20 protein-coding genes are annotated in these 20774 nt (G+C 60.0%); 19 read left to right on the top strand and 1 reads right to left on the bottom strand.

Features of this window, described 5'->3' with window-relative positions; translation table 11 throughout:
- Positions 1 to 82: 82 nt before the first annotated feature.
- From FIV05_RS24700 to ugpC, 19 genes are all read left to right on the top strand, one after another.
- The gene (locus FIV05_RS24700) at positions 83 to 2377 is read left to right on the top strand and encodes a bifunctional salicylyl-CoA 5-hydroxylase/oxidoreductase (protein WP_152511338.1); all 2295 of its coding nucleotides are present in this window, start codon (positions 83 to 85) and stop codon (positions 2375 to 2377) included.
- Complete coding sequence (locus FIV05_RS24695; RefSeq protein ID WP_077290317.1) at positions 2374 to 3117, top strand: SDR family oxidoreductase; 744 nt, start codon at positions 2374 to 2376, stop codon at positions 3115 to 3117. The genes FIV05_RS24700 and FIV05_RS24695 overlap by 4 nt, the downstream gene beginning before the upstream one ends.
- Positions 3117 to 3599: a MarR family transcriptional regulator gene (locus FIV05_RS24690; protein WP_055659133.1), complete on the top strand. Its 483-nt coding sequence runs from the start codon at positions 3117 to 3119 to the stop codon at positions 3597 to 3599. The genes FIV05_RS24695 and FIV05_RS24690 overlap by 1 nt, the downstream gene beginning before the upstream one ends.
- Positions 3589 to 4389 carry an enoyl-CoA hydratase family protein gene (locus FIV05_RS24685; protein ID WP_152511337.1) on the top strand — a complete coding sequence of 267 codons (801 nt, stop codon included), beginning with the start codon at positions 3589 to 3591 and terminating at the stop codon, positions 4387 to 4389. The genes FIV05_RS24690 and FIV05_RS24685 overlap by 11 nt, the downstream gene beginning before the upstream one ends.
- Positions 4389 to 5543, top strand: a complete 1155-nt coding sequence (locus tag FIV05_RS24680; protein WP_152511336.1) for an acyl-CoA dehydrogenase family protein — start codon at positions 4389 to 4391, stop codon at positions 5541 to 5543. Before FIV05_RS24685 ends, FIV05_RS24680 begins: the two co-directional genes overlap by 1 nt.
- A gap of 3 nt (positions 5544 to 5546) precedes the next feature.
- Entirely contained in the window at positions 5547 to 7166 is a 1620-nt protein-coding gene (locus tag FIV05_RS24675) for an AMP-binding protein (protein ID WP_152511335.1), read from the top strand.
- A 136-nt stretch (positions 7167 to 7302) separates the two neighbouring features.
- Positions 7303 to 8439: an ABC transporter substrate-binding protein gene (locus FIV05_RS24670; protein ID WP_152511334.1), complete on the top strand. Its 1137-nt coding sequence runs from the start codon at positions 7303 to 7305 to the stop codon at positions 8437 to 8439.
- A 57-nt stretch (positions 8440 to 8496) separates the two neighbouring features.
- Complete coding sequence (locus FIV05_RS24665) at positions 8497 to 9417, top strand: branched-chain amino acid ABC transporter permease (protein ID WP_022997654.1); 921 nt, start codon at positions 8497 to 8499, stop codon at positions 9415 to 9417.
- Positions 9414 to 10397: a branched-chain amino acid ABC transporter permease gene (locus tag FIV05_RS24660; protein WP_022997653.1), complete on the top strand. Its 984-nt coding sequence runs from the start codon at positions 9414 to 9416 to the stop codon at positions 10395 to 10397. Before FIV05_RS24665 ends, FIV05_RS24660 begins: the two co-directional genes overlap by 4 nt.
- Complete coding sequence (locus FIV05_RS24655; protein WP_152511333.1) at positions 10390 to 11139, top strand: ABC transporter ATP-binding protein; 750 nt, start codon at positions 10390 to 10392, stop codon at positions 11137 to 11139. Before FIV05_RS24660 ends, FIV05_RS24655 begins: the two co-directional genes overlap by 8 nt.
- Positions 11136 to 11825 carry an ABC transporter ATP-binding protein gene (locus FIV05_RS24650; protein WP_152511332.1) on the top strand — a complete coding sequence of 230 codons (690 nt, stop codon included), beginning with the start codon at positions 11136 to 11138 and terminating at the stop codon, positions 11823 to 11825. The genes FIV05_RS24655 and FIV05_RS24650 overlap by 4 nt, the downstream gene beginning before the upstream one ends.
- Positions 11826 to 11828: 3 nt before the next feature.
- Entirely contained in the window at positions 11829 to 12230 is a 402-nt protein-coding gene (locus tag FIV05_RS24645; RefSeq protein ID WP_152511331.1) for a thioesterase family protein, read from the top strand.
- A 100-nt stretch (positions 12231 to 12330) separates the two neighbouring features.
- Positions 12331 to 12726 carry a RidA family protein gene (locus FIV05_RS24640; RefSeq protein WP_022997649.1) on the top strand — a complete coding sequence of 132 codons (396 nt, stop codon included), beginning with the start codon at positions 12331 to 12333 and terminating at the stop codon, positions 12724 to 12726.
- A 403-nt stretch (positions 12727 to 13129) separates the two neighbouring features.
- The gene (locus tag FIV05_RS24635; RefSeq protein WP_022997647.1) at positions 13130 to 13888 is read left to right on the top strand and encodes an FCD domain-containing protein; all 759 of its coding nucleotides are present in this window, start codon (positions 13130 to 13132) and stop codon (positions 13886 to 13888) included.
- Positions 13881 to 15044 carry an aminotransferase class I/II-fold pyridoxal phosphate-dependent enzyme gene (locus FIV05_RS24630; protein ID WP_075284477.1) on the top strand — a complete coding sequence of 388 codons (1164 nt, stop codon included), beginning with the start codon at positions 13881 to 13883 and terminating at the stop codon, positions 15042 to 15044. Before FIV05_RS24635 ends, FIV05_RS24630 begins: the two co-directional genes overlap by 8 nt.
- Before the next feature lie 44 nt (positions 15045 to 15088).
- Positions 15089 to 16345, top strand: coding sequence for a sugar ABC transporter substrate-binding protein (locus FIV05_RS24625; protein WP_152511330.1), 1257 nt, complete (start codon positions 15089 to 15091; stop codon positions 16343 to 16345).
- Between the two features lie 65 nt (positions 16346 to 16410).
- Positions 16411 to 17274: a sugar ABC transporter permease gene (locus tag FIV05_RS24620; protein WP_228148102.1), complete on the top strand. Its 864-nt coding sequence runs from the start codon at positions 16411 to 16413 to the stop codon at positions 17272 to 17274.
- Positions 17275 to 17283: 9 nt separating this feature from the next.
- Positions 17284 to 18126 carry a carbohydrate ABC transporter permease gene (locus FIV05_RS24615; RefSeq protein WP_152511329.1) on the top strand — a complete coding sequence of 281 codons (843 nt, stop codon included), beginning with the start codon at positions 17284 to 17286 and terminating at the stop codon, positions 18124 to 18126.
- A 12-nt stretch (positions 18127 to 18138) separates the two neighbouring features.
- Positions 18139 to 19200: a sn-glycerol-3-phosphate ABC transporter ATP-binding protein UgpC gene (ugpC, locus tag FIV05_RS24610; protein WP_152511328.1), complete on the top strand. Its 1062-nt coding sequence runs from the start codon at positions 18139 to 18141 to the stop codon at positions 19198 to 19200.
- A gap of 57 nt (positions 19201 to 19257) precedes the next feature.
- Here ugpC and FIV05_RS24605 read toward each other — a convergent pair whose 3' ends face one another.
- Positions 19258 to 20670, bottom strand: coding sequence for a metallophosphoesterase (locus FIV05_RS24605; RefSeq protein WP_152511327.1), 1413 nt, complete (start codon positions 20668 to 20670; stop codon positions 19258 to 19260).
- Between the last annotated feature and the right edge of the window lie 104 nt (positions 20671 to 20774).

Below are 20774 nucleotides of genomic sequence, written 5' to 3'. Positions count from 1 at the left end.
TTTATTTCAAGCTTGAAATTTTAGGCTTGAAATAAATATCTCCCTGTGGTTCGCTGATCATACCACAGCAGGGGAGGTTCGTATGCGGATTGCTTGTCTGGGCGGGGGACCTGCCGGTCTCTATTTCGCCATCTCGATGAAACTGCGAGACCCATCCCACGAGATCGACGTGATCGAGCGCAACCGCGCCGACGATACGTTCGGCTGGGGCGTAGTACTCTCCGATGAGACCCTTCAGAACCTTGCGGTGAACGACGCCGTCAGCGCCAAGGCCATCGGCGAGAATTTCGCTTATTGGGACGACATTGCCCTTCATATGCGTGGAGAGCGTCTCGTCTCCACCGGGCATGGTTTCTGCGGCATCGGTCGCATGAAATTGCTGCTGCTCCTTCAGGAGCGCGCCCGCGAGCTCGGCATCAACCTGAAGTTCGAAACCGAAGTCGACAGCGCCGAGGATTATCGCAAGGACTACGATCTCGTAGTGGCCAGCGACGGTCTGAATTCCAAGACCCGCACGCTCTATCAGGACACGTTCAAACCTGACATCGATCAGCGCCTTTGCCAGTTCGTCTGGCTCGGCACGCATCAGAAATTTGCCGATGCCTTCACCTTCATCTTCGAGGAAACCGAACACGGCTGGGTCTGGGCGCACGCCTACCAGTTCGACGATGAAACGGCGACCTTCATCGTGGAGTGCACGCAGGAAACCTTTGACGCTTTCGGCTTTGGCGAAATGAGCCAGGAAGACAGCATCCGGACCTGCGAGGAAATCTTCAAGGATCACCTTGGCGGCCATCCGCTGATGACCAACGCCAAACACATCCGGGGCTCCGCCTGGATCCGCTTCCCGCGTGTCCTGTGCGAGAAGTGGAGCTTTGAGAATGTGGTGCTGCTCGGCGATGCTGCCGCGACGGCGCATTTTTCCATCGGTTCCGGCACCAAGCTTGCCTTTGAATCGGCAATTGCTCTTGCGGAGTACCTGCACACCGAAGCGGATATGGCCGCTGCTTTCAAGCGCTACGAGGAAGACCGGCGCCTGGAGGTGCTGCGTCTGCAGTCGGCAGCACGCAACTCGTTGGAATGGTTCGAACACGTCGAGCGTTATCTCCATCTCGATCCGGTCCAGTTCAACTATTCCATGCTGACCCGTTCCCAGCGCATCAGTCACGAGAACCTGCGTCTGCGGGATCCGAAATGGCTGGAATCTGCCGAGCGCTGGTTCATGAACCAGGCTGGCGTTTCCCCGAATTCTCCCGTAAGGGCACCCATGTTCACGCCTTTCAAACTGCGCGAGATGGAGTTGAAGAACCGCATCGTTGTCTCGCCCATGGCGCAGTACAAGGCCGTTGATGGTTCGCCGACCGACTGGCACATGGTCCATTACGCCGAGCGTGCCAAGGGTGGGGCAGGTCTCGTCTTTGTCGAAATGACTTGCGTCAGTGCCGAGGGTCGGATCACGCCAGGTTGTCCGGGGCTCTATGCGCCTGAACACGAGGCGGCCTGGAAACGGCTGACTGATTTCGTACATGCCGAAACCGACGCCAGGATCTGCTGCCAGATCGGCCATTCCGGCCGCAAGGGGTCTACGCGGATCGGCTGGGAAGGCATGGACAAGCCGCTTCACGACGGCAACTGGGAACTTGTTTCCGCGTCCGCGATCCCCTGGTCCGACGGCAATGCCGTGCCACGCGAGATCACACTTGCCGAGATGGACGCGATCAAGGCGGAGTTCGTTGCTGCAGCGGAAATGGCTGAGCGCGCCGGCTTCGACATGATCGAGCTTCATGCGGCTCACGGCTACCTGCTGTCGTCTTTCATTTCTCCGGTGTCCAACGCACGGACGGACGAATACGGCGGCTCACTGGATAACCGCATGCGCTGGCCGCTGGAGGTCTTCAACGCCATGCGCGCTGTCTGGCCTGATCACAAGCCGATGTCTGTTCGCATTTCTGCCTGCGACTGGGTGGGCGAGGAAGGCATCACGCCGGACGACGCGGTCGAGATAGCTCGCCGCTTCCGTGATGCCGGCGTCGATCTGGTCGACGTTTCCGCAGGTCAGACAACCCCGAAGGCGCGTCCGGTCTATGGCCGCATGTTCCAGACGCCGTTCTCCGACCGTATCCGCAACGAGGGCGGGCTGCCGACCATGGCTGTCGGCAACATCTACGAGGCAGACCACGCCAACTCGATCCTTATGGCGGGCCGGGCGGATCTTGTTGCCGTCGGCCGTCCACATCTGGCGGATCCGTATTGGACGCTGCATGAAGCAGCCAAGATCGGTGACCGGAACGCCACCGACTGGCCGTTGCCATATCTCGCGGGCCGCGACCAGATGTGGCGTCTGGCCGATCGGGAAGCGGAGATGTTGAAGGTATGAGTGTCGCTTGCCGCCATATCCTTGTTACCGGTGGCGGCAGTGGCGTCGGTGCCGCCTGTGCCCACCTCTTCGCTGAAAAAGGCGCAAAGGTCACCATTCTCGGCAGGACGGAAGCAAGCCTTGCCGAACAGAAGCTGCCGTACCAGGTATGCGATGTAACCGATGCGCAGGCCGTCCAGGCAGCCGTTGCTGCCGCCCGGACGGTCAATGGTCCGGTTGATGTCGTGGTCGCCAACGCAGGGGCTGCCAGCAGCAAACCCTTTGCCCGCACCTCCGCGGAAGACTTTCAGGCCATGCTGGCGGTCAATCTCTTCGGCGTGTCGAATGTCTGGCAGGCTGTCCTGCCGGACATGAAGGCGAGCGGCTGGGGCAGGATGATCGCGATTGCCTCCACAGCAGGTCTGCGCGGCTATCCCTATGTGAGCGCTTATAGCGCCGCCAAACATGCCGTCGTCGGGCTGACGCGCTCACTGGCGCGGGAACTGGCCAGAACCGGCATCACCGTCAATGCGATTTGCCCCGGCTTCATCGAGACGCCGATGCTGCATCGCTCCATTGACACGATTGTCGAAAAGACCGGCATGAGCCGGGAAGCAGCGGCTGACAGCCTGAAAGCGGACAATCCACAGGGACGCTTCATCCAGGTGTCTGAAGTGGCCGAAGCTGCGCTTTATCTGTGTTCTGATGGAGCGGTGTCCATCAACGGTCACGCGCTGACACTTTCGGGAGGAGAGCTGTGATGGCGGAAACCGCAGCGAAACAGGAAGCCCTGTCCAAGACGCGTTTGCGCCTGTGGCTGAAGCTGTTGAAATCCGTCAATGGCATCGAAGCCGAGATCCGCCGGAACCTGCGTGACCAGCATGGCACGACCCTGCCGCGGTTCGACGTCATGTCGGCGCTCGCCCGCTTTCCTGACGGATTGAAAATGTCGGAATTGTCCACGTTCCTGAAGGTGTCGAACGGCAATGTGACCGGCATTGTCGACAAGCTGACCGAGGAAGGTCTGGCCCTGCGTGTCGCCGTTCCAGGTGACCGGCGAGCCCAGGTGGCCCGGCTGACGCCGAAGGGCAGAGCCGCCTTCGAGGAACTTGCAACCCATCACGAAACCTGGATCGACGAACTGCTGGACGGCTGGTCGGCGGAAGACATCGCGGCGCTTTCGAGCCGCCTCGATCTGGTCCTGAAACGTCAAAGCCAAGAGGAGAGCGGCAATGCGAAGTGACGTGACGCATTTCAAATGTGAGATCGCGAACGGCATTGCGCGGATCGCGCTCGACCGCCCTGAACGCAAGAACCCGCTGACGTTCGAAAGCTACGCCGAGCTGCGCGACTGGTTCCGGGATCTCGTTTATTCGGACGATGTCCATGCAGTGGTGATCCTGCCGAACGGCGGCAACTTCAGCTCCGGTGGCGACGTGCATGATATCATCGGTCCGCTGACGAAGATGAACATGAAGGAGCTTCTGGCCTTCACCCGCATGACCGGTGATCTGGTGAAAGCCATGCTCAACTGCGGCAAGCCGATCATATCCGCGGTCGACGGCATTTGCGCCGGTGCTGGTGCCATCATGGCCATGGCGTCCGATCTGCGCGTTGCGACACCGGAAGCCAAGGTTGCCTTCCTGTTCAACAAGGTCGGTCTTGCCGGCTGCGACATGGGCGCTTGCGCGATCCTGCCACGTATCATCGGGCAGGGCCGTGCGGCGGAGCTGCTTTATCTCGGCCGCTCGATGAAGGCCGAGGAAGGTCATGCGTGGGGGTTCTTCAACGCGGTGGTGCCGGCGGGTGAGCTGGACCAGACGGCCATGGATATGGCCAGCCGTATTGTTGCCGGACCGACCTTCTCCAATTCCATGACCAAGACCATGCTGGCGCAGGAGTGGTCCATGGGCCTGGATCAGGCCATCGAGGCGGAAGCCCAGGCGCAGGCAATCTGTATGCAGGGCAACGACTTCCGCCGGGCTTACGAAGCCTTCGTGAAAAAAGAAAAGCCGGTGTTCGAGGGCGACTGATGTCGGATAAATCTTTCCTCCACTGGCCGTTCTTCGAAGAAAAGCACTGGCGTCTCGCTGAAGAACTGGAGATCTGGGCAGGGTCGCATCTGGCTCATGTTGACCATTCGGACACGGACGCAGCCTGCCGTCATCTGGTGACAGCGCTCGGTGATGCAGGCTTCCTGCAGCACAGCGGTGCCCCGGACGGCAAGCTGGATGTGCGCAGCCTCTGCCTCATTCGCGAAACGCTGGCCCGCCATGACGGCCTGGCGGATTTTGCCTTTGCCATGCAAGGCCTCGGAACCGGCGCAATTTCCCTGTTCGGAACGGACGAGCAGAAAGCCGAGTGGCTTCCGCAGACGCGCACCGGCAAGGCGATCTCCGCCTTCGCGTTGACCGAACCTCAGTCCGGTTCCGACGTTGCCAATTCGACCATGACCGCCACCGACGATGGTGATGCCTATGTGCTCGACGGCGAAAAGACCTGGATTTCCAACGGTGGTATCGCCGACGTCTACACGCTTTTTGCAAGAACCGGCGAAGCACCCGGCGCAAAGGGTTTGTCGGCCTTCATCGTGACGCCTGACCTTGAGGGTTTCGAGGTTGTCGAACGCCTCGAAACAATTGCGCCCCATCCGCTTGCCACACTGCGTTTCACCGGCTGCCGCATTCCGAAAAAGAACATGATCGGCACGCCGGGCGCAGGGTTCAGGATTGCGATGTCTGTCCTGGACATTTTCCGCTCGACCGTCGCCGCCGCCGCCCTGGGCTTTGCCCGCCGGGCGCTGGATGAAGCGCTTTCGCGGGTGACGACACGCGAAATCCAGGGCTCGCCGCTGTTCGACCTGCAGCTGGTGCAGGGGCATATCGCGGACATGGCGCTGGATGTCGATGCCGCAGCCCTGCTGATTTACCGTGCCGCCTGGACCAAGGACAGCGGCGCCCCCCGCGTGACGCGGGAAGCCGCCATGGCAAAACTCTTTGCCACCGACCAGGCACAGAAGGTCATCGACAAGGCCGTGCAGCTTCACGGCGGCGATGGTGTTCGCTCGGGCATGCAGGTCGAAAAACTCTATCGAGAAATCCGTGCCTTGCGCATCTACGAGGGTGCGTCGGACGTTCAGAAGATCATCATCGCGCGCCAGACCCTTGGCGCCTTTCAGGGAGACTGATCCATGCTTGGTCCCTCCGCACACGTCGATACCTTTACCCGGGACAACCTGCCGCCGGAAGACAGCTGGCCCGATTTCCTGCTCGATGGGTTTCAGTATCCCGAACGTCTCAATGCAGGCGTTGAGCTTACCGACAGGATGGTGGAACAGGGACTGGGGGATCACACCGCTCTGATCGGAAATGGCCGCCGCCGAACCTACAAGGAACTTGCGGACTGGACCAACCGGCTGGCGCATGCACTCACCGAAGATCTTGGTGTGAAGCCGGGCAACCGGGTGCTTATCCGTTCCGCCAACAACCCGGCAATGGTCGCCTGCTGGCTCGCCGCAACCAAGGCCGGTGCCGTTGTCGTCAACACGATGCCCATGCTGCGCGCGGGCGAACTTTCCAAGATCGTCGACAAGGCGGAAATCGAGTTCGCACTGTGCGATACGCGTCTCATGGACGAGATGGTCGCCTGTGCCAAGACATCATCCTTCCTGAAGAAGGTGATCGGCTTCGACGGCACGTCGAACCATGATGCGGAGCTGGACCGGCTCGCGCTGGAAAAATCCGTGCTCTATGACGCTGTCCCGACCGGACGCGATGACGTCGCCCTGCTGGGCTTCACGTCCGGCTCCACTGGCACGCCCAAGGCCACGATGCACTTCCACCGGGATTTGCTGATCATTGCCGACGGCTATGCCAAGGAAGTTCTGGGTGTCACACCGGAGGATGTCTTCGTCGGCTCACCTCCCTTGGCCTTCACTTTCGGTCTTGGGGGGCTTGCAATCTTCCCGCTGCGGTTCGGCGCTGCAGCCACGCTACTGGAAAGCGCGACGCCGCCGAACATGATCGAGATCATCGAGAAATATAAGGCAACCGTCTGCTTCACCGCACCGACCGCCTATCGCGTGATGCTGCAGGCCATGGAGGAGGGGGCTGACCTTTCCTCGCTGCGCGCTGCGGTCTCCGCCGGTGAAACTCTGCCGGGTCCCGTTTATGACGCCTGGATGGCCAAGACCGGCAAGCCCATGCTGGACGGGATCGGCGCCACGGAGATGTTGCATATCTTCATTTCCAACCGCTTCGACGACCACAAGCCTGCCTGCACCGGAAAACCCGTTTCCGGATACGAAGTCAGGATCCTCGATCAGGACGGCAAGGACGTCGCTCCGGGTGAAGTGGGGCGTCTTGCGGTTCGCGGTCCTACCGGATGTCGCTATCTGGCGGACGATCGCCAGGGGCAGTACGTGATGGATGGCTGGAACATCACCGGTGACAGCTTTTCCATGAGCGAGGACGGCCACCTGCACTTTGCCGCCCGCAATGACGACATGATCATCTCCGCCGGCTACAACATTGCCGGCCCGGAAGTGGAAGCGGCACTGCTTGCGCACCCTGCTGTCCAGGAATGTGCCGTCATCGGTGCGCCGGATGAGGAGCGCGGCTCCATCGTGCAGGCCCATGTGGTTCTTGCAGCTGGGCACGAAGCCTCAGACGACCTTTCCAAGGCATTGAAAGATCACGTTAAAGCGACGATCGCACCTTACAAGTATCCACGCTCGATCATCTTTGCAGATGCCTTGCCGAAAACAGAAACCGGCAAGATCCAGCGCTTCCGGCTGCGTCCGGACGCCTGACCAGACCCTCGCGTGGGGCACGCGGGACACTAAAACGACAAGCCCCTTGCTGACCGTGCCGCAAAAACGAAGCACGGCGGTCCAAACTAAAAAACCGAATGGGAATAGCAGGTCACAAGACCAAGAGGAGCAGCATATGAAATTTGTAACAATGGCGGCCGCAGCCGCTCTCGCACTCGGCCTTTCCAGCGCCAACGCGGAACCGGTGAAGGTCGGCATGATTACCACGCTGTCTGGTGGTGGTGCAGGCCTTGGCATCGATGTGCGCGACGGTTTCATGCTGGCTGTTAAACAGGCCGGCAACACGGATCTGGAAGTGGTAATCGAGGATGATCAGCAGAAGCCGGACATCGCCGTGCAGCTGGCCGACAAGATGATCCAGTCGGAAAAGGTGGACGTCCTGACCGGTATCATCTGGTCGAACCTCGCGATGGCCGTGGTGCCGTCCGCAACCGCGCAGGGCAAGTTCTACCTGTCGCCGAACGCAGGCCCGTCCGCACTGGCCGGCAAGGGCTGCCACCCGAACTATTTCAACGTCGCCTGGCAGAACGACAACCTGCATGAAGCTGCCGGCGCCTATGCCAATTTCGAAGGCCTGAAGAACAGCTTCCTGCTTGCGCCGAACTACCCGGCCGGCAAGGACGCGCTGACCGGCTACAAGCGCATGTACAAGGGCGAGTTCGCGGGCGAAATCTACACCAAGCTGGGTCAGACCGACTACGCGGCTGAAATCGCGCAGATCCGTGCTTCCGGTGCAGACAGTGTCTATTTCTTCCTGCCGGGCGGCATGGGGATCTCCTTCCTGAAGCAGTACAAGGATTCCGGTGTCGACCTGCCGGTAATCGGACCTGCTTTCTCCTTTGATCAGGGCATTCTGCAGGCTGTTGGCGATGCGGCGCTCGGCGTCAAGAACACCAGCCAGTGGAGCAAGGACATCGACGCCCCGGCCAACAAGGCCTTTGTTGAGAGCTTCCAGGCCGAGTACGGCCGCCTGCCGTCGCTTTACGCTTCGCAGGGCTTTGATACCGCCAACCTGCTGCTGTCGGCCATGGCCAAGGCTGACGTGAAGGACGCCGACGCTTTCCGCACGGCGCTGGAAGAAGCTGATTTCGCTTCCACCCGTGGCGGCTTCAAGTTCGGCCCGAACCATCACCCGATCCAGGACATCTACGTCCGCGAAGTCATCAAGGAAGGTGACGTCTACACCAACAAGATCATCGGCAAGGCTTTGACCAGCCATGCGGATGCCTACTGGTCCGAGTGCAACATGTAAGGTATTGACCCAAAAGCCGGTGCGGGAAACCGCGCCGGCCAAAGGGGCGGGGTACTCATGTCACTGATATTGCTCATAGAGCAGGTTCTGAACGGCCTGCAATTCGGCATCATGCTGTTTCTGATGGCCGCCGGGCTGACCTTGATCTTCGGCGTCATGGGTTTGATCAACCTTGCCCATGGTTCGCTTTACATGATCGGGGCGTTCTGCGCGGCGGCTGTTGCGGCTGCAACCGGATCGTTTCTGCTGGGCCTCGTGGCGGCACTTGCCGGTGCTGCCATCGCGGGCGCCTTGGTCGAGTTGGTGGTCATCCGCCGGCTTTACGCCAAGGATCATCTGGATCAGGTGCTGGCGACATTTGCGCTGATCCTGATCTTCTCCGAAGGAACGCGCTGGATCTTCGGTTCCTTTCCGCTGTTTCTCGACGTGCCGGAATTCCTGTCCGGTCCGGTCACGTTGCCGGGCGGCATCGAATATCCTCTCTACCGGCTGACGTTGATTGCCGTCGGGCTTGCCGTGGCGCTTGGTCTCTGGATGCTGATTTCCAGAACGCGTCTCGGTGTCCAGATCAGGGCAGGGGAAAATGACCGCGAGATGATCGCGGCCCTCGGCATCGACATTGCGCGGCTCTATACCATCGTTTTCGCGCTTGGCGCTGCTCTGGCAGGTCTTGCCGGCGCCCTGGTCGGTGCCATCCAGTCGGTGCAGGTCGGCATGGGGGAACCGGTGTTGATCCTGGCTTTCGTCGTCATCGTCATCGGCGGCATCGGCTCCATCAAGGGGGCGCTTGTGGGCGCGATCCTGGTCGGACTGACCGATACGCTCGGTGGCATCTTCCTGCCGGAAATCCTGAAGTTGTTCCTCGATCCGTCGACAGCCACGTCCGTCGGATCCTCGCTCGCCTCCATGGCGATCTATATCCTCATGGCTGCGGTGCTGATCCTGCGTCCTGCCGGTCTGTTCGGAGCGCGCGCATGATCCGGGAACGCTATCTCAATGCGCTGACGCTGGCGCTCTTCGTCGCTATCCCGTTCTGGGCGATCTCGGCGGAAGAACCCTTCACCATCACCCTGATGACGCGTGCCGTCGTCTTTGCGATCGCGGCCGTTGGCCTCAACATCGCGCTCGGCCTTGGCGGGCTGGTCAGTCTCGGTCACGCGGTGTTCTTCGGCCTCGGCGGTTATGCCATGGGTATCCTCGCCTACCATGCCCAGAACTATACCGCGCTCACCGAATGGCCGTTCCTGATCGAAGGCACGAAGTCCATGCCGGTGATCTGGCTTGTGGCCGTCGTGGTGTCTTCCCTGGCTGCGCTGGTGATCGGGATCCTGTCCTTGAGAACGGCAGGGGTCTACTTCATCATGATCACGCTGGCCTTTGGTCAGATGTTCTTCTTCTTTGCCATTTCCTGGGCGGAATATGGCGGAGAGGACGGACTGTCGATCTATGTCCGCAACGGGTTTCCGGGGCTCAATACGCTGGACCCAATCCAGTTCTACGGGCTTTGCCTGGGGCTTTTGTGCCTTGTGCTGCTGTTTGCATGGCGGCTGTCGGGGTCTCCCTTTGGCCTTGCTCTCAATGCTGCCCGGCAGGTTCCCGTTCGTGTGGAGACTGCGGGTCTGGACCCGGTGCGGCTGAAGCTCGTTGCCTTCGTTGTTTCCGGCGCCATCACGGGTCTCGCGGGAGCATTGTTTGCCGACCTGAACCGCTTCGTCAGTCCGACGATGTTCAGCTGGCAGACCAGTGGCGAGATCATGATCTTCATCATCATCGGTGGCGTCGGCCGGCTTTTCGGGCCTGTGGTCGGCGCGCTGGTCTTCGTCGCGCTGGAGCATTGGCTCGGAGCCTTGAGCGACTTCTGGCACATCTATCTGGGGCTGTTGCTTCTGGTCATCGTGCTCTTCGGCAAGGGCGGTGTGATCGGCATGATTTGCGGACGGGAGGCTGTTCATGACTGATGCTGTCCTGCAAACAAACGGCATTTCCAAGAGCTTTGGCGCCTTGCGAGCCAGCCGTGACATTTCCATCGACCTGAAGCCTGGAGAGATCCACGCGATCATCGGTCCCAATGGTGCGGGCAAGTCCACCCTGATCGGGCAGATTTGCGGAACCCTGCGGCCTGATGCCGGGTCGGTTCGCCTGCTGGGCAGGGATGTCACGCATCAGCCGACACGCGCCCGTGCCCGTGCCGGCCTTGGGCGAACCTTCCAGATCTCCTCGCTGGCCATGGAAGACACGGTTCTCCAGAACGTTCTGCTCGGGGCACTGGGCGCCAGCGGCCGGCCCTGGAGGTTCTTCTCCAACGTGACCAGGGACACCTCCTTGCGTGAAACCGCCGAGGAAGCGCTCGACCGTGTCGGTCTGTTGGACCAGGCACGCATGCGTACTGCGGAGCTTAGTCACGGTCAGCGCCGTCAACTGGAAGTGGCCGTTGCGCTGACGCAGAAACCAAAGGCACTTGTCATGGATGAACCCATGGCAGGCATGGGCTCTGAAGGCTCCAAGCTGCTTACCGGTTTTCTCGATCAGCTCCGGCACGAAGCGCCGATCCTTCTCGTCGAACACGACATGGACGCGGTCTTTTCGCTGGCAGACCGTATCAGTGTGCTGGTGTACGGCGAGGTGATCGCCACCGGCACGGTCGATGAAATCCGATCCAACGCCGCCGTCAAGGAAGCTTACCTGGGAGACGAAGCATGAGCAGTCTTCTGACACTGTCCAACGTGACGGCCTCCTATGGCGCCAGCCAGGCACTTTTCGGCGTGGATCTGGAAATCGGCGAGGGCGAAGTGCTGGCACTGCTCGGCCGCAACGGCATGGGCAAGTCGACCACAGTCAAATGCATTTGCCGGATGCTCTCCGCGCAAGGCTCGCTAACATTTGCCGGTCATGACCTTGCCCGCCTGCCGAGCCACAAGGCTGCCAGGTTGGGACTGGGCCTTGTTCCGGAAGGCCGTCGCTGTTTCAGCACCTTGAGCGTTCAGGAAAACCTGATCGCGGCGGCACGGCGCGGCGACTGGACCTTCGAACGCGTCATCGGCATGTTTCCGCGGCTTGGTGAACGGCGCGGCCAGCGAGCGGGTTCGCTGTCGGGTGGCGAACAGCAGATGCTTGCTATTGGCCGAGCCCTGATGACCAACCCGAAGCTGCTGATTCTGGACGAAGCGACCGAAGGCCTGGCCCCTGTCATCCGCCAGGAAATCTGGGCGGTAGTCCGTCAGCTGAAGGCGGATACGGGGCTCGCGATCCTCGTCATCGACAAGTCGATCAAGGAACTGCGCCAGGTTTGCGACCGGGCGACGATCCTGGAACGCGGCACATCCGTCTGGACTGGCGGCATTGATGCCCTGACCGACGACGTCACTGCCAAGTATATCGGGGTTTAAGTGATGTTCCGGTTCGAGCAATCCATCTTGTTCAAGCATTGCGATCCGGCGGGAATTGTCTTCTATCCCCGCTATTTCGAGATGATGAACGATTGTGTCGAAGCCTTTTTCGACAAGGTCGTCGAATGGCCGTTCAAGGACATTCACAAGGTGGGAGCCGTACCGACTGCGGAAATCCGCACGCGTTTCATGGCTCCGAGCAAACTAGGCGATCTTCTGGTGCTCGGCTTGAACGTGACCAAGGTTGGCCGGACCAGTTGCGGCATCGCAATCAGCGCGCAATGCGATGGCGAGGTGCGCTTCCAGACCGAACTGACCATCGTCAACGTGGACAGCAGTGGCAAACCGGAGCCATGGCCGGAACAGGTAAAACAACGATTTCTGGACCAGTCGGCACTCGCTTGAGCGCCCACCGGTTCAACAGGTAGGGAGCGATCAGCCTTGAGAGTTCAATCCAGTCGGATTGATTTTCAGCTGATCCGGAAGACAAGGAAAGTCAGGATCAATGACGGTCAAAAGCATTCAACCCGACGGCTGGGCCCCGGCAAAAGGCTATGCAAACGGCATGTTGACGGAGGGCAAGACGCTCCATATCGGCGGCCAGATCGGCTGGAACAAGGACCAGGTCTTTGAAACCAGTGACTTCGTCGGCCAGATGGAACAGACGCTTGCCAACATTGTGGCCATTGTCGAGGCTGCCGGTGGAGCCGTGACCGACATCGCTCGCCTGACATGGTTCATTACAGACAAACGCGAATATCTTGCCCGGCAGAGAGAAGTCGGTGAAGCCTACCGCAGGGTGATGGGGCGGCACTTCCCGGCCATGTCGGTCGTCGTGGTGGCCGGGCTCATCGAGGACGATGCATTGATCGAGATCGAGGCAACCGCCCAGGTCGGCTGACCGGCAGAGAATATTTCTGTTGCGCTATCTATAGCCCGGCACCTCGTGCCGGGCTTTTGTTTACAGCCTCCGCGACAGGCCGTCTCCGGGACAATCTCCCACCTCGATTTCGTCTTCCCGTACGAAGCGTAGCGCAGACCCTGGATCGGGGAAGCTGAGGCCTGTCGATAGGAGGCGGGCCACCGCCGTCGCCAGCGGCTCCCCGATCCCGGCTCGCGCGTTGCTTGGCCGGGATGACGATGGTGAGTGTGATTGTTGTGAGAGGCGTGGAGCTGCGGTGGCTGATGTTCTTCGCGAGATTATAAATTCACTCAATAAAACAATTGTTTAAACGGGATAGCGCTTTGACTGAAAATTATGTCAGACAAAGTGTTTACAATGTCAGACAAAGTGGTAACGTGAGATGGCAAACAAAGAAGGTCGACATCTGTCCATGCCGGAAAATGCACAACAGCCGAAACCGGAAACGGGGTCTGCAGCAGCGAGTGAGCCGCGGGATGTGCCGCGAGCCCTGATCAGCCTCATCGAGCAGGAAGGCCTCAAGATCGGAGATCGTCTGCCGCCGGAACTGGAGCTTGTGCGCCGTCTCGGCTTTGGCAGGTCGACCATTCGCGAGACGCTCAAGACCTGGGAAAGCATGGGTGTCGTCAGCCGCAACAAAGGAGCCGGCACAAGGCTCATCGCGGAAATATCAACCAATACACTGCGCGTGGCCCTCACCATCAAACATGAAGCCGAGAGCCTGTTGCGAATGCAGCAGGTTCGACGGCCTCTGGAAATCGAGTCGGTGCGTATCGCAACGAGATCCGCAACGCCGGAACAGCGCCGCATCATCAATGCCCGGGCGGCGGAACTGATGGCTGTGTTCGAAGCCGGTGAAGACTGGCGCCCGGCCGACCACCGGTTTCACAACGCCGTTCACGATGCGACCGGCAATCCCCTGTTCAGACAGTTCATCGAACAGATCCAGAAAGCCTTTCACGACATTTACGAAACACCGTTCGGCAAGCCGCATCTCGGCCAAGACACCATCCCGCTGCACCGCCCGCTTGCCGACGCGATCATCGCCGGTGACGAGGACAAGGCAGCGGAACTGACCGAGATGATCATCGACATGGTCTGCGCCGAAACCCAGAAAATTTCAGAGGAACACGATGGCTGACGCTGTGCCGGGTGGATATTCGATCGAGACGCTGCTGGCGGCTGCTGCCGAGACAGGGGGGGCTGTGGCGCCGCCGATCGTGCAGACGTCTCTCTTCACCTTCGACAACTACAAGGCTTTCGAAGACCGAATGGCGGGCCGCTCCAACGAGCCGCTTTACACACGGGTTCAGAACCCCACTGTGGCTGCCTTTGAAAAGCTGATGGCCCAGGCGGAAGAGGGCGAAGCTGCTGTCGGTTTTGCGTCCGGCATGGCAGCGGTCTCCTCCACCGTTCTTGCCTTCGTCAAGCCGGGTGACCGCATTGCCTGCATCGAACATGTTTATCCGGACGCGTATCGCCTGTTCGAGCGTATGCTGCGCCCGTTTGGCGTCGGGGTTACCTATCATTCAATTGAGGAGTTCCAGTCGGATCCGGATCTGCTCAAGGGCGTGAAGCTCGCCTATCTGGAAAGCCCGACCTCCGTCGTCTTCAAGACGCTGGATCTCGGAGTTGTCGCCTCACATGCCAAAAAGCACGGCACGATCACCGTTATCGACAACTCCTGGGCAACACCGCTTTTCCAGCGTCCACTGACCCTCGGCATCGACATCGTTCTGCATTCTGCCTCCAAGTACCTGTCCGGCCATTCCGACACGGTTGCCGGTGTGGTGGTGGCACGCCAGGACCTGATCGACCGGATCCGGGACCTGACCCTGCCGTTGCTCGGCGGCAAGCTTGCGCCATTCGAGGCTTTCCTGCTGACCCGGGGACTGCGCACCCTCGGCCCGCGCATGCGCCAGCATCAGGCGACCGCGAACCTGTTTGTTGACCGGCTGGCGAGCCACCCGCATGTCAGCGCGGTGCATTCGCCCGGTCCGAACATCGTGCCCGGTCTGACTGGCCGCTCGGGCCTGTTGTCCGTTGCGCTGAACGACAACGTCGACATCCCGAACCTTGCCGACAGCCTGAAGCTGTTCCGCCTTGGTGTCAGCTGGGGTGGTTTCGAAAGCCTGATCCTGCCGACACGCATCGGCCTCAACCAGGCCGGTGAGCAGAATTCAATGCAACGCTTTGGCGTATCCGACCGGATCGTACGCCTCAGCCTGGGGTTGGAAGACCCCAACGATCTTTGGGCCGACTTCGAGGCGGCCCTGAGCAAAAGCGCCCGGACATAAGACGGCGCAATTCAAACCAAACCTGAAAGAAGCGGAGTTGAACCATGAGGGGACTGATAGGAGCAATTAGCGCATTGGCGTTTCTGGCAGGCTCGGCAGCGAGCGCGGAAACCCTGAAGCTGGTGGAAGTGATCACCAGCCCGGAGCGCACGGAAGTACTACAGAAGCAAGTGGACGCCTTCGAGGCTGCCAACCCGGGCACGGAAGTTGAAATCGTCTCGCTGCCCTGGGGCCAGGCCTTTGAAAAGCTGGCAACCATGGTGGCCGGTGGCGACATTCCCGATGTCGTTGAAATGCCGGACCGCTGGGCGGGGATCTACAAGGACAGGCTGGTCGATCTGAACGACAAGATCGCCGGTTGGGAATATGGCGGTACGCTGACCCAGAAGACCCTGGACATGGGCCGTCAGACTGACGGCAAGACCGCACGGTTGATCCCTTACGGCTTCTATCTGCGTGCCATGTTCTACAACAAGAAACTGCTGGCCGAAGCCGGTGTCGAAAATCCGCCGAGCACGATGGCGGAATTCATGGATGCGGCCAAGGCCGTTTCCGAACTGGACGGAAAATACGGATATTGTCTCCGGGGCGGACCTGGTGGGCTCAACGGCTGGATCATGATGGCCGCCACCATGAACGGGGACAACACCTTCTTTGACGCGGATGGCAAGAGCACGCTCAACCAGCCGGGTTCCGTCGAAGGCATCCAGTTCCTGATCGACATGTACCAGAAGGGCTATGCCCCGAAGGATTCCGTCAGCTGGGGCTTCAACGAGATCGTGGCCGGCTTCTATTCGGGAACCTGTGCGTTCCTCGATCAGGACCCGGATGCGCTGATCGCGGTTGCCGAGCGTATGGCGCCGGAAGACTTCGCTGTGGTTCCGATGCCTGTCGGTCCGGCCGGCAAGGCCTTCCCGACAATCGGTTTCGCCGGTTGGGCGATGTTCGACACGACCAGCAACGAAGACCTTTCCTGGAAACTGATTGCGCATCTGTCCAGCCCGGAAACCAACAAGGAATGGGCGAAGCGCGTTGGCGTCATTCCGATCCATGAAGGTGCCGAGCAGGATCCGTACTTCAAGACCGAGCAGTTCAAGGGCTGGTTCGACACCCTGAACGGCGACCAGTACATCCCGACGGTCATGCCGACCTATCTGGAGCAGTTCGGTTACTTCGCGGACTCCATCGCCCTGGAATCCAGCCAGGAAGCCCTCCTGGGTGAAATCTCCGCTCAGGAAGTGGCCGACAAATGGGCCGAGTTCCTGACGGAAGAATATGGCCGCTGGAAAGCCGCGCAATGACCACGATCGACACTGCCGTGCCCGGGAAAAAATCCCGGGCTCGGCCCACCTTCTACTTCCGTTACATGGTGGAGCCTTATCTCTACCTGACCCCGGCAATCGTGCTGATTGCCCTGGTGATGCTGGTGCCACTGGTGATCGGCGTTTCCTATGCCTTCCAGGCTGTCAACCTGCTGCGCCCGTTCCAGTCGGGCTGGGTCGGCTTTGCCAACTTCGAGGCCCTGTGGTCTGACCGGAAGTTCTGGCTGGCGCTCACCAACACGTTCTGGTGGACACTCGGGTCGATTTTCTTCCAGTTCTTCCTGGGTCTTGGCCTCGCGATGCTGCTGAACACACAGTTCCACGGCAAGCGCATTGTTCAGGCACTGGTTTTTCTGCCCTGGGCCGTACCGACGTTCCTGTCGGCTCTCACCTGGGCCTGGCTCTTCAACCCGACCATCGGACCACTGCCACACTGGCTGGCTGCTCTCGGAATCCTTTCGGAGCCTTTCAACATCCTGGGTGACAAGGACCTCGCCATGTGGGGACCTGTGACCGCAAACGTCTGGTTCGGCATTCCCTTCTTCGCCATCACGCTGCTGGCTGCGCTGCAGTCCATCCCGGGCGAACTTTACGAGGCTGCGGAAATCGACGGCGCGACCGCCTGGCAGACCTTCACCAAGATCACGCTGCCGTTCCTGGCACCGATGATCGCAATCACCGTCATGCTGAGGACGATCTGGATCGCGAATTTCGCCGATCTCATCTTCGTCATGACCGGCGGCGGACCTGCAAACTCGACGCAGATCCTGTCGACCTACATTTTCACAACAGCCTTCCGGAAACTCGATTTCGGCTATGCCTCCGCAATCGCGGTCGCGCTCCTGGGCCTGCTGCTGATCTATGCGGCAATCCTGCTGGTGCTGCGCCGGAAACTGGTCAAGATCTGAGGTGCTTCGATGAGTGCGCTTCGTAATAGCTCGCCTCTGGCGGTTACTGGAAAATATCTGGCTCTGGGGTTTTACGTCGCCTTTGCGCTTTTCCCGCTCTACTGGCTCGTCAAGATCGCGATCACGCCGGACAAGCTGATCTTCACGGAAGGGACGGCGCTCTTTCCGAGCGAGTTTACCTTCGAGAATTTCCAGACTGTTCTGATCGCAACGGATTTCCTGTCCTATTTCAAGAACAGTGTGATCGTGTCCATTGGCACCGCGGCCATCACCACGGCGATTGCGGCGGCTGCCGGATACGCTTTCTCGCGGTTCGATTTTCGCGGCAAACGGCTGATCATCGCCCTGATGCTGATCACCCAGATGTTTCCGCTTCTGATGATCATTGCCCCGATCTACAAGATCGTTGCGGCGATCGGTCTGCTGAACTCGCTTACCAGCCTGATCATCGTCTACACGGCCTTCAACATTCCCTTCGCCACCTTCCTGATGCAGTCCTTCTTTGACGGCATTCCGAAGGATCTGGAGGAGGCCGGCATGATTGACGGTTGCAGCCGCTTCGAAGCGCTCAGGAAAATCATCCTGCCGCTGACGCTTCCGGGGCTTGGGGCGACGCTAGGGTTCGTCTTTACCGCCGCCTGGAGCGAGCTGCTCTTCGCGCTCATGCTGATCAACTCCAACGACACCATGACCTTCCCCGTCGGGCTTCTGACTTTCGTTTCGAAGTTCTCTGTCGACTGGGGGCAGATGATGGCCGCCGGCGTGCTCGCACTGGTGCCGTCCTGTCTGTTCTTCATCTTCATCCAGCGCTATCTGGTCCAGGGGCTCACCTCTGGCGCCGTCAAAGGGTAGGAGACCCAGACCATGGCTCGTATCGAACTCAAGAACATCGCCAAGGCCTATGGCTCCGTCGAGGTGATGCGCGATATCAATCTCTCCATCGATGATGGCGAATTCATCGTGCTGGTCGGCCCGTCCGGCTGCGGCAAGTCCACGCTGCTGCGCATGATTGCCGGCCTGGAACCGATTTCCGGAGGCGACTTCACGGTAGACGGCAAACGCATGAACGAAGTGCCGCCCCGTGACCGTGACATGGCCATGGTTTTCCAGTCCTATGCGCTTTATCCGCATATGGATGTGGCGCGGAACATGGGCTTCTCGCTGGAAATCCGCAAAGCGGCAAACGAGGAGCGGGTAAACAAGGTGCAGGAAGCTGCCAGGACACTCGGCCTGAGCAATCTGACTGCACGCCTGCCCAAGCAACTTTCAGGCGGACAGCGCCAGCGTGTCGCCATGGGGCGAGCAATCGTCCGTGATCCCAGCGCCTTCCTGTTCGATGAACCGCTTTCCAATCTCGATGCGGCACTGCGTGTCGAAATGCGCCTGGAAATCGCCCGGCTGCACCAGCGTCTGAAGTCGACGATGATCTATGTGACCCACGACCAGGTGGAAGCCCTGACATTGGCTGACAGGATCGTGGTCCTGAATGCGGGCGACATCCAGCAGGTCGGCACGCCGCTGGAGCTGTACGACACCCCTGCCAACAAGTTCGTTGCCCAGTTCATCGGGTCTCCGACCATGAACATCCTCGATATCGAACCGAAGGAAGGTGGCGTTGCGCTGAAGAACGGCGCCAGCCTCGGCCTTGGGTTGAGCAACGGGCAAGCAGCTGCAAGGGAGTTGGGGGTCCGTCCGGAACATCTCAACATCGTCGCCCAGGACGTCGCTCATATTTCCGGAACGGCCGAACTGGTCGAACACCTGGGCTCGGACACCAACATTCACGCAAGTGTGCCGGGTATCGGTCAGGTCCTGGTGCGCGAGCACGGACATTTCGCGCTGAAATCCGGTGATCCGGTCGGCATCGCGCTGGATCTGGACAAGACACATCTGTTCGATGCTGAAGGCCGGCGCCTGGCAGCCTGAGTGCGTGGGGAACTCAACCCCTCGCTTGCTCAGGCTGAGTAAAAGGTACTCGCACGGTCAGTTGCTGCTGCAGAGGCAGGCTTTGTAGGCTTCAGGGCTGGTGGCATCGAGCGCGCAGCCATATGCCTGCCAATTGACAGGATCGATTTCCGGGGTCGCTGATTGGACGGCATAGAGATCGCTGAACCGCTGGCGCAGTGGTTCGTCGTTCTGAAGCGTCTTGGCCAGCGAGGCCCGGCTGGCGGCGGAAAGGTCCGGAACCGCATAGGTGGAGCGGTAGCCATATTCAAGCTGCCAGTCCGGCTTTGCACCGGCGGCGGCAGCTTCGAGGTTCGTCAGATAGAACGTCGCCGAGTCCTTCACCGTGCCGCTGGTCTTGTCGTATAGAAAGACTGCAAAGGCCGGGTTGTTGCCGAAGACAGGGCTGACCGATGCCGTTATCTGGTTCGCAATCAGCGGTTCGCCCGATGCATCGTTGATGACAGTGAAGCCGTCCATATGCGTGTGGCCGGAAAATGTGTAGTCGACGGTGCCCGCATATTTGTACATCAGCTCCAGAAACTCCGTGAGGTAATGCTCTTGCCAGAAGAGATGGATACTTGCCTCACACATCCCCTTGTCTGCATGGCGCGCCGTGTCGCGGGCATCGGCGCCTGGTGGAACATGCATCAGTAGCTGGGCCTTGCGGCCGGCCTGCTGCGTCACGGCAAGCTGCTCATCCAGCCAGGTCATGACGTCCTTTCCGGGATCGCCACCATTGGTATTGCAGGCATCCGAATAGTGTTTTGCCCAGTAGACGTTGCTGAGGGCGATGATGTCCTGATCCGGCACCGTTGGATGGGTAACTTTGTAGAAACCGTCGTGCTTGAACGCCTGGAATCCGCCCGGTTGACGGCTCAGCTTCGCCCACTGCTCGCCGACACCTTCAAGAAATGCACTGTCGGGGGCGAGCTGGTAGTCACCGCAGGCTGAATCCTCGTTGCCCAGAACGCCATAGACCGGGATGTCGCCGAAGGTGTCGCCCAGAAGCTGGGAAACATATTGCGTGGTCTTGATGGCAAACAAGGTCACACCCTGCGGACTGTCGCCCGCTGTCTTCTGGTAGGCGTCATTGAAGTGGTGGCTCAGGTAGTCGCCGGTATAAAGCACGTAGTCGTAGGACATGCCTTGGGCCGCCGCCGCATCCAGGGCGGAGACCATCAGCGAGTAGGTGGCATCATTGCCGTAACTCTTGATGCTTTCGGCAGCCCCCTTGAAAATATCTGTCCACCCGGAGACTGGGCTCTTGTCCAGGGCCGGCACGAGGGCTGGATCACTGAACGGGTCGAAGTGGATGTCGGTGACGATCAGAAACAGACCCTCGTTCGTTCCCGGGTAGAACACCGGTTCCGTGGACTGGGCGCAAACGCCGTCGAGCGTCAAAGTGACGGCTGCGAATGCCGCAAAAGAAAAAGCCAACCTGTCGAACATTCCGGCCCCCTAGCTGTGCCACAAATTCCCTCGCGGAATATTGGCACAGTCAAACACGGCACCGGTAAATGGATGTGAACCGCACTTCCGAAAATTGAGCCGAT

This window comes from Labrenzia sp. THAF191a, from assembly GCF_009363335.1.
Taxonomy (GTDB): Bacteria; Pseudomonadota; Alphaproteobacteria; order Rhizobiales; family Stappiaceae; genus Roseibium; species Roseibium algicola.
The sequence above is the reverse complement of the archived record's forward strand: the minus strand, read 5'-3'. Positions and strand labels throughout refer to the sequence as shown.